Below are 12150 nucleotides of genomic sequence, written 5' to 3' on the forward strand. Positions count from 1 at the left end.
ACGCGCTTGCCGACACACCGTGCCGCCGACATCACGCAACTGCTTCCTCATCGCTGGACGCCGACCACGGCTTGATCGTTTCAGCGATTGCCCTTGTCAAGATGCCTTCCCCGGGTGCTTACGTACGGCCTTATCGGACGGGGGTTGCAGCCCTTTTCTCGCTAGCAAATTCCGTGGACACGGCTAGCAGAATTAACGAACATCAACAGCAGTTTCTTTCCGTCCGCCAATGACAGCCCTGCAGATTCGGGATCGAGCGTTTGGCTTGGCCGGTCGATGGGGCCCACCTCGATCGTATTTACTTCACCCCAGTCGGTAACCAGTTCGATGCGAACGACGATTTTCATCGCGGAGTCTTGAGCGGCGATCTGCGCGAGGTCGCGCCGCATCGAATCTCCGAGGTCGACACGGTGATAACGCTGTTCGAACGGGAGGCGGTGTTCGGCAGCCGCGATTGAACCGCGGCGCGCTGTCTGTCGCGAGGCGAGACCCGCGGCAGACAGCGTGTTTCGCCGGATCGACTAGAACATCGTGTTGTCGTTGGCCGACTGCTCGGGCACGGGTTGAATCACATCCCAGTGCTCGGCGATCTTGCCGTGCTGGACGCGGAAGATATCCACGATGGCGTTGCCGCGGTCTTGCGGGTTGCCGGTCGAGTGAACATGCAGGAAGACGAGATCGCCGTCGGTCGCACTGCGCACGATGGCCGAACGGGCATCGGGGGCATGCTTGAAGTATTCGGTAAAGAAGCTGATGAACGGCGCGGACCCGGTGGGCACATGCGGATTGTGCTGAATGTAATTCGGTGCGAGCACGGTGCTAGCAGTCCTGAGATCGTGCCGGTTGAACACCGCATCGTAGAAGTTCACGACTAGCGCGCGGTTGCGCTCTTCTTGGGCAATATCGCGAGCGGCCGGATGAACCGGCGCGACGCTATCTTCGGCGCGGGCCACATGGCTCGCGATCAGCACAAAGAAAGCAGCGACGACTGCCGCGCGCTGGAGCAAGGAGGTTCTGTTTGGCATGACGGTCCCCTTCTTTTCGTTGAAAGCTGGCGGCTGCAAGGACTTTAGCATCCGCAGGTGGCGACGACGAGACGGATCTTGCCGGCGCATCGACGCTCCCGCGACGAATGGCCTGCTGCATTGCAACCCGTCGCCATGCCATCTACGCCGGCCCAGGACCTGCGCCATAGCGCGAAAGCCTGCAACACCGACGCGCTTGCAGGAAGGGCAAGTCCCAAAGGCGATTTAGCCGTGCATTGCCACATTCAGGTTGGCGTCCCTACACTTGATTTAACAACACGGAGGTGCGTCATGGCCAAGCTGATCCACACGAAGATCCGCTTGCAGGACTTGAAGCGCTCGCTGCAGTTCTACCAGCAAGCTTTCCATTTCAGCGTTGCGCATCAGCTCGACTTCCCCGAATTCACCCTGGAGGCCGACGACGCAATGAGTGTCTTTACCTCAGTACCTAGCGAAGGCGTGTCACGTTGCCTAGTTTTCGCGATCCTCGCTGAATTGCCCCGTCGGGCACCGAGCAGGCGGCGCTGCGGTTTAAATAACCCGGTGTCGGAAGAAACTATGAGTGGATCACCATGCGAAAACTCACCCCCACCGGCCAGCAAATTCATCGAAGAAGTAGCCCAGCAAAATCGGTTCAGCACGGATGCCGTGATGAGCATGCTGGAGTCTGTGATTCGCGGTAACGGCAGCATGGCCCAGTTCAATCACCCCGAATTTGGTGGCTCCGGCCAGTGGATGCCGGGGGGAATGACCATCGTACCGACATGTTCAACAACTATCTGAAAGGCCGGGTCGATGGGCTCTGTTCCGGGCTTTCCCGCCTGATGGGCAAACCAGCTCGACCTTCTTATTTGCAGCGGCAGCTTCCAGTCGCAGAGCCATGATACTCAGCAGCAGGGCAACGACGGCGGCGGCCAGCAACAACAGCAGAGTGCTGGTTACGGTGGCAGCAACCAGCAGGAGACTGCAGCCGGACCGGTCGCACCGGTGAATCTGTTCGTTCCGCCCGCCCCGGGTACCTCTGGCGCCTGGTGGCCCGTTGATCTGGGGCGGCCCAACAGCACCGGCGCGCAGAATGACGTCCGCTATGCCTACTTCGCATGGCCCCGGCGCCTGGCGATCGAAGAGAACGGCAAGGTGACGGTTTACGATACGCTCGATCACCAGATCAGCGGCTTCTCACAGCAGCAGTCCCGCGGCGCCTCCCTCACATTTGCGAGCCAGCACGGCTCGGTTGCTGTCGCCAGCCTGGCGGTTGTCTCGGTCGGTGGGGTACCGCAGCCGGCGTCGCCGCCGGTGCAGGAGGAGCCCGTCAGCACTCAGTCGGTCGCCCGCGAAGCGGACGTGTTCGCCACCATAGAGAAGCTCGCCCAACTGCACGCGAAGGGGCTTCTTAGCGACGAGGAGTGCGCCGCCAAGAAGGCGGAACTGCTGAGCCGTTTGTGAGCGTCCCGTCATCGCGCAGCGCAATCGGGGCACGATTTCTACGTGGCTGAAACGCCCATGCTGGGACGGGCACGTCGTCCGGTTGATTGCTAAGTAAGTAAGAAGCGACTCGACTGTTCCTGTGGGTCCCGAATCGGACCAGGAGCCGCCGTTCGAATAGGCTACCTGACGGAGATGGCGAACGGCGGCTAGTGGGACATGGCCGCGTCCTTTGTCTTCCTGGTACGTAGACCTACTGCGAGTTGTCCGCGAAACTGCGGCAGTTGCCCTTCGTCCAACATCCGGGCACTGCGCCCAATCCGCGAGAAACAGATCAGACTTGGAATGTCCGGCTGTCGCATGATGAGCAGGTATCGCCAACGGTGGCCAGGTGCATGTCCAGCCGGCACGAGCTCGACGCTGGATCTGGTTGGATCTTCTCCAACCAGAAAGTCGTAGACCGTTGAAACCCGCTCCGGCGCATTGCCCGCCAGGAGGACGTAGTGCTCGACGGTCGTCACGGGGCGCTTCGCGTCAGTCAAACGCTCATGGTGTACGGACGTAAGCCCGAAGACTGCCATCAGACGCGACAATGCCGCGTCGGACAAAGTCGCCTGCCCGGCAAGGTAGGAATCGAGCTCAATTTTTGCCATGCCTATGCGTTTCGCAACTGCAAGCGATGGTTCCGGCCAGCAGCCGAGCAAGGCGGATATGATTTCGCGAGCGTCATCTTCGCGCATGGTGACCACCTGGGGAAAAGCCGGAATTTGACCCGAGATCTGCTGCCCGTCAGGATAGCCACGCTTCCCTGCAATGCCCGCGACATCTGCCTCCTCGACGGGAGTAAGCGTGTCCGCGAAGGCGTCCCTGTCTGTAGTCATCCCCCGGAGCTGCAACCTCAGGCTCACGTTGCTCAGGAATCGCAGCGCACCTTGCTCCCTCGCTGTTCTTAGGTGACGATTTGAGGCGTCGACATTCACAACCGTATTTCCTCCGACAATTCGAACCGGTATCCAATCCCGACGAATGCGATCCACCGATTGGCCTTGACATACGTCCTGTTGGTCAAAACAGGCTGGCCATAGGCCGCAATGGACGAGACCGTCGTGACGGGTGAACACAGGCTCACCGTTGCGTTCGGCTGCAGTGCCGTCCCGATATGTCAATCATCGGGACGAACGCGGTCTACGACCATCCCCGAAACGGGGGATCGAGGAAACGTCGAACGATAGAGCCACGGTCGGCATGGACCGCTATCGCAATAGCAAACGACAAGGACCCGCGAGCGTCGCAGCCTTTTCACCTTCTATACGGGTCGGTTTGGTGCGCAGCGGCGGACCACGTCAGCGGTGCTTCATTTTTCCCGTAGATGCCATAGTGAATCTGCAAATGCGGGTGCGCACAACCGATGGGGCGCTCCAAACTCATTGACGAATGACCTGGATGCGTCCCGCCTTGACTGCCGCTTTCAAAACCGTCCAGTCAGCCTCATTCTGTTCCGCATAAGCGAGCGCGAATTGCTCGATGGCTTCGTCGAACGCACCCGACTTTCCAACATATCCGCTAAGCAATGCGGGATCGCCCGCTTTCGCCATCGAATGGGCCAGCGCGTGAGCGCAGGAAACCGCGTATTCGCCGAGATCTTCGACATCGAAAGTGTTGAAGTCGAATGCGCCCTTCATGTCGCGCAACTGTCGAACATAGAAATCGTTGCCTGTATGGCGCATCTTGGACCAACCCAGAAATATGTCGCTGGCCGATTGCAGCAGACGCTGCCCGTTCACCACGCGCTGGCCGTGATTGGGAAAACGGCTGGGCGGCAGATAACCCTCCAATACGGAAGCCCGGGCCTCCTTGAGTTGCAGGAACAGTGGACACTGTCCGTCGGCCATGAAAAGCGCCTCGTAGCAGCGTGTTCCTACCGACCCGATGCCCACCACGCGAATCGCAACATCCACCAGTTCATAACGATCGAACAGTGCGCGCCGGTCATCAGGCAGCGTCAGCCGGTAGTCGGCGAAGAAGCGGCGGACCAGTGCATCGTACTGTTTGCGATCGTGGGGGCTCTCCAACGGCACGTGATAAACGAGCGGAGGCACGTCCTTGATGCGCAGCTTGCCGTTGACCAGTTCGGTTTGGTGAGTCATCAGGGAACGCGACGACTGCTGTCTCGCCTTCTCGATCACGACCAGTTCTTTCCTTCTTTCCTCCAACGAGTCGGCAATGGCCAGCATTCCCGCCGCCTTGAACTGGTAGTACCAGACGTCGAGCGTGTCCATCCGGCTGAAGTCAGCGACCCGTTGGCGGAACGTCTCGCACAGCCGGCGCACCACGCTGCGCTGGTCACGCGTCGCAAATCCACGTTCGCGTGCGGCAATCACGAACGATGCAGCCAGCCTGCGCACATCCCAGTCAAAGGGGCCAGGCAGCGTTTCGTCGAAGTCGTTGGGTCCGAAAAGAACGCGCCGCTCGGGGCTCGCGAACAGTCCGAAATTCGCCAGATGCGCGTCTCCGCCCAGTTGCACGATCACGTCCGAATGCGGCAGTTTCGACAGATCGTATGCCATCAGCGGTGCGGCACCGCGATAGAACGCGAACGGACTCGCGACCATGCGCCCGTAGCGAATGGGTATCAGTTCCGTCACCCTGCCCGTGTTGGACGCGTCGAGCAGCGCGATGGGATCCCGATTCTCGATCTTGCATTCCGCCAGCTTCGCGCGCGGTGCCTTTGCGCGCGCCGCCTTGCCCTGCTCGACACGAGCAGTCAACGAGCCACGCCCCGCAAACAGTATGGACGGGTCTTCTTGCGCAACCAGTGTCTTCGGATCAGAGCGTGGCGCACCAGATTCGTCACGCATTGCAGCAGCGGATTCAGACACGTGTCACTCCTCTTCTGGATTCAACGTCAAAGCGACTTTGTTTCGTTGCGTGCGCTTCATTCCGGTCTTGCGTCAGGTGAAGGTTCGGATGCAGGTGGCGAAATATCGTGCAGTGCGTCAATCGCGGCATCCACCGTTGCAAAGATCTCGCGATGGACGCCGCGCGTACGCAATGCCTTGTACCGTTCGATCTCACGCAGCACACCCGTCGGAAGCGCGATCGCGGCGACACCCACGCCGCGCCGATCGAGCTCCGCCCCCAACTGGAGCAGCGTCTTGCCCCCCGTGTAGTCGATATTGTGGATCTCCGATGCGTCGATCACCACCCAGCGCAACGGCGAACTTGCCTCGTTGACGAGTTTGAGTATTTCGTCCGTAAAGCGGCCAGCGTTCGCATAGAACAGGTCCGCTTCGAACCGGTAGACGACGATGCCGGGCGCCGCGTGCACATTCGGCGCGACCGGCTGCGAGACCCAACGGCCGGCGGGGCTGCGCGTCAACACGCGCGTGCGCAGGCGGTAGCTGTGCCGCGCATGCGCAATCAGCGACAACACGACGGCAGCGAGAATGCCGTGCATCACGTCGACAAACACGACCACGCACGCCGCGAGCAACGCGACGACGAATTCGTCCTTCTGCATGCGATAGAGTTCTTTCATGCCCTTCACGTCGATCAGCTTCACGCCGATCATGAATACGATTGCCGACAGGACAGGGGCAGGCAGAAGACTGAGCGGCTTTGTGAGGAACAGCAGCACCAGCAGCACGATGACGGCCGTGGTCAGATGGGCAACCTGGGTGCGGCCGCCCGCATCGTCGACCATCTCAGTCTTGGTCGGACTGCCGTTTACGACGAAGGTGCCCGTAAGCGCGGCCGCTGCGTTCGCGGCCGCGAGGCCGATGATGTCGGCATTGTCGTCGCCCTTCTCGTTGTAGCGGTTGGCGTACGCGCGCGCCGTCGCCGCGCTCTGCGCGATGATGACGATGAAGCACGAGGCGGCCGTTGCCAGCACCTGGTTGATCTCGTTCATATGCAACGGCGGGAGGTAGAACGACGGAAGCCCGCCTGGCACTTCACCTGTTACCGCAATGCCACGCGCCGCGAAGTTGAACACTGCGCTCGCCACGATGGAGCCAATCACGGCAATCAGCGCACCCGGCGCACGCGGCGCCAGGCGTTTGCACCCGACGATCACCACGAGCACGGCAAGCGAAAGCGCGGTCGTTGGCGTGTTCGCCTCGGCGACGCGTTGCAGCACCGATATCAGTTGCATGAGCGGCCCATGCCCCTGCTTCGCGAGACCGATAAGCCCGGCGAGTTCGCCTGCGGCGACCTGCACGCCCACGCCGGTCAGGAAGCCGATCAGGGCGCTGCGGGAAAGAAAGTCGGCGAGAAAGCCGAGGCGAAAGACACGTGCAATCACGAGCATCACGGCGACTGTCAGCGCCACTGTGCTCGTGAGGCCGACGTACTCCTTGCTGCCCAATGCGGCGACTGCTGTCAGCGTGCCAGCGAGGATGGCAGCCGTCGCGGAATCCGCTGCAACCACCAGTTGACGCGAGGCACCGAGGACCGCAAACGCGATCAGCGGCAGCAGGATCGTATAGAGACCAGTGACGGTGGGCGTGCCGGAAATCTTCGTGTACCCCATCACCTCGGGGATGCCAAGGGCCGCGAGCGTGATCCCGCCGATGATGTCGTGCGGCAGTTGCGCTGGATTGAAGGGCAGTAGTCCCTGCAGAAAAGGCATGCGATGCAGATGAGTCTGCGTCGAAACCGCGGGTTTCATGGTGTTGCCTCTACCTGGGTTGTGAGGTTGCCGACCAGCGCATCCGCAACGATCTCATCTGGAATGACCACGGCGGATGCCCCCGCGCTCTCGAAGAGCTCCTTTCTCAATGGGTTTTCGCCGGGCACGACAATCGTGAGCGAGGGATTCAGCCTATGCGCCAGCAAGGTGATGGCCAGATTGTTATTGCTTTCGGGCGTCGTCACGACCAGCGCCCTGGCGCTGGTCAGCCGCGCATGCCTAAGCACGTCGTCGAACACGCCCGGTGAACCGAACACGACCATATGGCCGCGATCCGCCGCGCGGTCCGCCTGAGCCTGATCACCGACGAGGACGAGCACCGACTGCCCCGCTTCGCTCAAGCGTTTTGCGACGAGTTCACCGAGCGAATGAAATCCGACCACTACAACATGATTGGCGAGATGTTCGAGCTTGCGTTCCATGATCCTGTTCTCCCGATATGCCATCACATCATCGCCCGAGAGCATGCCCGTAAGCCTCGAAACCGCGAACCCGCCGATCAGCAGTGTGGCGAACATGGCCAGCAGCATGAACATTTGCTGGGGCTGATTGAATTCGGCAAAGTCACCGAGTGTCGAGATGAGATTGACCCCGTCCCAAAGCGCCATGAACACCTTGTTGGAGAAAGAGGTATTGGACTGATCGAGCAAAACCAGCCCGGTGGCGGAGCCGCCAAGCAGCAAAGCAAGAAGGCCGACTGTATGGCGCGCGCGGCGTCGCCATTCGCGAATGCGAATGATTCCGAGACGCGGCTCATCGACGCGATAGATCCACATCATTACCTCGGACAAACAGTCTGATCGAGACAAGAGCGAACCTGGTGCCAGCTGTAAAGCTCGTCCCTTTTGGATCAACAGTCAATAGTCAAGAGTCGCAGGACGCGCCGCGCGGCCAAAGGCGTCACTCCTTTTCCCACAGACGCTGTAGACCCATCAGAACACCGTCGCGATAAGTCGCCAGTTCCACCCTGGCCGCCGCCACGGTGATACAAAAGACTCGGCATCATGAGAGAGAAAATGTGATTACCGGTTGTGAACGGCTGCAGTTGGCCGAAGAACAAGCCTTAACGAACTGAGCCAAACACTCGCCTCGCAGCATGAACGGACCCGGCCGAGTTGGCTCGGTCAAGTCCGCCACCCTGCACTATCATGGTGGACTCCAGGAGCGCGTACATGTGTACCTGCGAAGCCAACCAGAACGACACTCGATGTGCACGAATCAGGATGTCATAACCGACATGCGAAACGCGCCATACATCAAAATCCGATTGCTGATCGTCGCGGCATTCGCGTTGCCCGCGTTCGTGTTCATCAACGGCTGTAAGTCGACGTCGACGCCGGCCGTGACCACACCGGGCGAGACCGCCACTGACGACGCTGCGCTCGCCGCCCGGGTGAAACAAGCACTCGGCGAGAGACCCGGGGCTGAGATCTTTGCCGATGAGCGTCGCGACGTATCGAGGCGTCGTGCAGTTGTCAGGATACGTGGATTCAGAGGCACAGATCCAGAAAGCACTTGCCGTGACGCGCGGCGTGCCGGGGGTGCAATCCGTGAGCAACGAACTGCACCTCAGGCCGTAATGACGTGCCTTCACCGATCGCAACGGCGTCGTACTGGCGAAAAATTACTCTGCCTACACGCTCGAGATCACCCGGACAAAGCTTAGCAAGGACCTCGACGATACGATCGACGAACTCTCGGAGATCGTCAGTATCACCGCGAGAGACCGGTCGCGCTTCAGGAAGATGTTGGCAGACGCAAAGAACTCCGAGAGCCTGCTGATCAGAAGCCGCCTGAGCGACGAGGAAGTCGCCCGATTTACCGTTCAGCGGTTCCGCTTTCCCGACGTCGAGGTGTGCGCCCGCCTGTTCCGGCAATACCCATTAGGCTCCACGGCCGCTCATGTGATCGGTTACATCGGGCGCATTTCGCAGCGCGACCAGGAGCGCATCGACTCGGCCAGCGAGCAGAATTCCGCCGATTCGGAGCACTACGACCCGCGGCTGAACGCATCGAATTACAAGGGTACGGACCACATCGGCAAGATCGGTGTCGAACAAAGCTATGAAACTGAACTGCACGGACAAACTGGCTTCGAGGAGATGGAGGTCACAGCAGGTGGCCGCCCGGTCGCCGAATAGCTGCCAGGAGCGGCCGCGGTGACGGCGACAGCGGGCGGCGCTCGCACCGCGCCTAACCGCGTCCGCTTCCGCCATGGGCGCCTGCGCTCATGTGTCCCATCCCGCCGTGTCCCATCGCGCCTAAGCCCGCACGCTCGCGACCGAACTCTTCGCGACCGAAACCTTCAGGGCCGATTCCCCCAGGCCGGCTCAATCCGACGCCCAGAACCGTATGCGATCCGATGAATTCCCGCCGCGACATCGCAGGCTGTTGCGTGTGCGCCGCACCGTACATGCCGCGCATGTCGTAAGCGCCAGGGGGAGGATTGAAACCTTCGTTGCCGTGAAAGTGATCGGCGTCAATGCGACTGCGGTTGTGCCACGCATACTGGCCGCCATCGAACCATACCGCCTGATGACGCCAGTCAGGCCTCCAGTGTCGCCAGCCCCATCCGTAATTGCCGAAGTATCCCAAAGCGAATCCACCACCGAACACGATTCCGGGCCCATCAAGGTAGAGGTTCGGATCGCGATACCAGCCTGGCCAGACCGCCATCGGTGCGCCATAAACCAGCGCCGGATCGTATTCGGGCACGTACACGACTGCGGGATCGGCTGGCACGATGCTGATCAATCCACCATCGTTCGTTACCGTTTCCTGTTGGTTGATACCGAGGTTACCCGCTGTGCTGGCCTGCTGCCGCATCGTCTGGATGGCCGCCATCAATTCCTGTGGCTGGCTCAGGTACGCATCGCCAAGCGATGATGTCCAGAGCACATTCTGGTCCATGTTCGCGAGCACGGCGGGAAACCCTGTAAGCGCCTTGACGCTGACATCCCAGACCTGCTGATCGACTTGAGCGGCCAGTGCGTTCCCCGTCAATTGGGGATTCGATTGGATCCAGCGGTCCGCTGCAACGACTTCCGGCATATGTGTGGCTGCCGCGAGAATTTGTGCGACCAGGGGATCCGGATACAGCGCGATGGGAGCAACAAGTTGCTCCAGCTCTTCAGGCGTGCGCTGAATCGCCGCGGACGGCAGGACCAGTGCCTGACTAGCCTGATCGGCGACCGCATGGCCCGCCATCCCGAACGCGATGCATGTTGGCACAACGAGTGAGAAGGCCCGTTTGATCAACTTCATGGAATCTGTTCCAACTTTGTAATCTGAGACTTCTACGGTAAGCAAAATGAAGTGTCTTGGACCTGACCCGGTGATGACGTTTTCGTTATCTTCTTTCAGTACTCGAGGTCGGTACTCTGAAGCTGCGCGGGTGTGCGAGTACTGTCGAGACTTTTGTGATTACCATGTGCGCTCGTGGAAAAGCGGAACGGGTCGCAGCTATGCCGCCTCGGCTACGGATTCGATCTGGGCTTCGGTCACGAAGCGCGATGCGAAATTCTTGGCCGTACCTGAGATCATCAGCGACTCGCGTGCGCGTGTCATGGCAACGTAGAAGAGCCCGGCGCTCCTCGGGTTCCGTGGACTTCGCGTCGGGAACGACGGTTTCCTCCGATCGCGCGATCCAGACGTGATCCCACTCCAGCAGGATGAGCGCGCCGGTTGCTCCTTTCATGGGATTTCAATCTCCTTCAGCAGGTCTGGGGAAAAGGCGTATGCACCGTTCGGTGCAATGGTGAAACCTGCTGTTGAAGTTCGTTAATTCTGCTAGCCGTGTTCACAGCAGCGCTAATGTTGTCCGCTAATTCTGCTAGCGCGCCTATCCGCCGGGAACGCGGACTCACTGCCCCTCACGAATGAAGAAGCGCAGTGCGTTTGCCCTATCTCGATCATCCACTCAAGGAATGCGAGGCCTGCTGACTATCGCCTAAAGTGTCGTACAGTATGGCGTTTCTCATCAACGCATTCAGACCGGGCGCTTTCCGAAAATCGCCACGGGGCGGTTGCTATTTATGTTTGCCGTTGCTTGTCCATAACGTACCTGTCGCGTCGATCGGCACAGCGTTAGCGGAAATGAAGGACAAGGTGAACGCGCTAGCAAAATTAACGGACATCCAGCCGTTCGCCCGTTGCTGAAACGCAACGGGTGACAGAGCTGGCAATCTGGCCTCTCAGCCTTATCTGGCGGTGGCTGCGGCCATTCTTGCGCTAGCAAATGCGGTGAACATGGCTAGCAAAATTAATGAACACCAACAGCAACCTAGGCAATTGATTGCTTCGGCGCTACCGCTCGCACCGAGCCGTCACCTGTTAGTCTCATGGCCCATACCAGCAAGGCCGTTAGCACAGCCGGCACGGCGAGGGCCGGAAAGATGATCGAATTGCCCATTCCGGCTTTGATGAACTCACCCCCCAAGAGTGGTGCCAGGATGGCACCGAATCGCCCCGCCCCCAGTGCCCAGCCGACTCCTGTGGATCGGGCCTCCGTGGGGTAAAAGTTCACGGCGAGCGCGGTGATCGATGCCTGTCCGCCTACGATACAGAACCCTGTTACCCCGGCCAGCGCACTCAGCATCGCTACGGTGAGACCCGGATGTCCGAAGATATAAAGGCTAACCGCTGCAACGATGAAACACGGCACTAAAGTCGGCCGAAAGCCAATTCGGTCGATGAGCGCCCCTAACGCAAGGGCTCCCGTAGCGCCTCCAACCTGCAGCGCGGTCCCGATACTTATCGCATCTCCCATCGACACTCCCGCACTCTTGATCAGCGTGGGGAGCCAATTGGCGAGGAAGTACAAGATCAGCAGATTGAAGAAGCACGCCCCCCACAACCGCATGGTTATGACCGCCCTACGCTCCTTGAAAGTATGCGGTCCTTTACGGACGCCCTAGCAATGAACGAGTGATTCTCTGATGCTACCTGTCCACGTGGACAGCTGGGATGAGAGTACATGTCAGAAGATCGAGATTTGCGTAGCCGCCTGGT

10 protein-coding genes and 3 pseudogenes are annotated in these 12150 nt (G+C 60.0%); 4 read left to right on the plus strand and 9 right to left on the minus strand.

The window, feature by feature from the left end; all coding sequences use genetic code 11:
- Nucleotides 1-161: 161 nt before the first annotated feature.
- Nucleotides 162-389, minus strand: a complete 228-nt coding sequence (locus FVF58_RS49975) for a hypothetical protein (protein ID WP_149676837.1) — start codon at nt 387-389, stop codon at nt 162-164.
- A gap of 132 nt (nt 390-521) precedes the next feature.
- Nucleotides 522-1025 (minus strand): nuclear transport factor 2 family protein, encoded by a 504-nt coding sequence (locus FVF58_RS54635; protein ID WP_149676844.1) that lies wholly within the window; start codon nt 1023-1025, stop codon nt 522-524.
- Nucleotides 1026-1316: 291 nt separating this feature from the next.
- Here FVF58_RS54635 and FVF58_RS54020 point away from each other — a divergent pair, with 291 nt between their 5' ends.
- Both FVF58_RS54020 and FVF58_RS54025 read left to right on the plus strand, forming a co-directional pair.
- The gene (locus FVF58_RS54020) at nt 1317-1808 is read left to right on the plus strand and encodes a VOC family protein (RefSeq protein ID WP_246217594.1); all 492 of its coding nucleotides are present in this window, start codon (nt 1317-1319) and stop codon (nt 1806-1808) included.
- Between the two features lie 204 nt (nt 1809-2012).
- Nucleotides 2013-2471, plus strand: coding sequence for an SHOCT domain-containing protein (locus FVF58_RS54025; protein WP_246217595.1), 459 nt, complete (start codon nt 2013-2015; stop codon nt 2469-2471).
- A 188-nt stretch (nt 2472-2659) separates the two neighbouring features.
- On the opposite strand, the gene FVF58_RS49995 is transcribed toward FVF58_RS54025, so the two are convergent.
- The 4 genes from FVF58_RS49995 to FVF58_RS50010 form a co-directional block, all read right to left on the minus strand.
- Nucleotides 2660-3430 carry a hypothetical protein gene (locus tag FVF58_RS49995; protein WP_149676838.1) on the minus strand — a complete coding sequence of 257 codons (771 nt, stop codon included), beginning with the start codon at nt 3428-3430 and terminating at the stop codon, nt 2660-2662.
- Between the two features lie 444 nt (nt 3431-3874).
- Complete coding sequence (locus tag FVF58_RS50000) at nt 3875-5329, minus strand: DUF2252 domain-containing protein (RefSeq protein ID WP_246217596.1); 1455 nt, start codon at nt 5327-5329, stop codon at nt 3875-3877.
- 56 nt (nt 5330-5385) lie between these two features.
- The gene (locus tag FVF58_RS50005) at nt 5386-7119 is read right to left on the minus strand and encodes a SulP family inorganic anion transporter (RefSeq protein WP_149676839.1); all 1734 of its coding nucleotides are present in this window, start codon (nt 7117-7119) and stop codon (nt 5386-5388) included.
- Complete coding sequence (locus FVF58_RS50010) at nt 7116-7916, minus strand: potassium channel family protein (protein WP_149676840.1); 801 nt, start codon at nt 7914-7916, stop codon at nt 7116-7118. The genes FVF58_RS50005 and FVF58_RS50010 overlap by 4 nt, the downstream gene beginning before the upstream one ends.
- A gap of 461 nt (nt 7917-8377) precedes the next feature.
- Here FVF58_RS50010 and FVF58_RS50015 point away from each other — a divergent pair.
- Both FVF58_RS50015 and FVF58_RS50020 read left to right on the plus strand, forming a co-directional pair.
- Nucleotides 8378-8720, plus strand: a pseudogene (locus tag FVF58_RS50015) (BON domain-containing protein).
- A 12-nt stretch (nt 8721-8732) separates the two neighbouring features.
- Nucleotides 8733-9272, plus strand: a pseudogene (locus FVF58_RS50020) (penicillin-binding protein 2); the annotation flags it as partial.
- A gap of 61 nt (nt 9273-9333) precedes the next feature.
- Here FVF58_RS50020 and FVF58_RS50025 read toward each other — a convergent pair.
- From FVF58_RS50025 to FVF58_RS50035, 3 genes and pseudogenes are all read right to left on the minus strand, one after another.
- Nucleotides 9334-10404 carry a DUF3300 domain-containing protein gene (locus FVF58_RS50025; protein ID WP_149676842.1) on the minus strand — a complete coding sequence of 357 codons (1071 nt, stop codon included), beginning with the start codon at nt 10402-10404 and terminating at the stop codon, nt 9334-9336.
- A gap of 198 nt (nt 10405-10602) precedes the next feature.
- A pseudogene (locus FVF58_RS54030) lies at nt 10603-10822 on the minus strand (3'-5' exonuclease); the annotation flags it as partial.
- Between the two features lie 600 nt (nt 10823-11422).
- Entirely contained in the window at nt 11423-12001 is a 579-nt protein-coding gene (locus FVF58_RS50035) for an MFS transporter (RefSeq protein ID WP_149676843.1), read from the minus strand.
- Nucleotides 12002-12150: the final 149 nt, after the last annotated feature.

It is taken from the genome of Paraburkholderia panacisoli (assembly GCF_008369935.1).
Taxonomy (GTDB): Bacteria; Pseudomonadota; Gammaproteobacteria; order Burkholderiales; family Burkholderiaceae; genus Paraburkholderia; species Paraburkholderia panacisoli.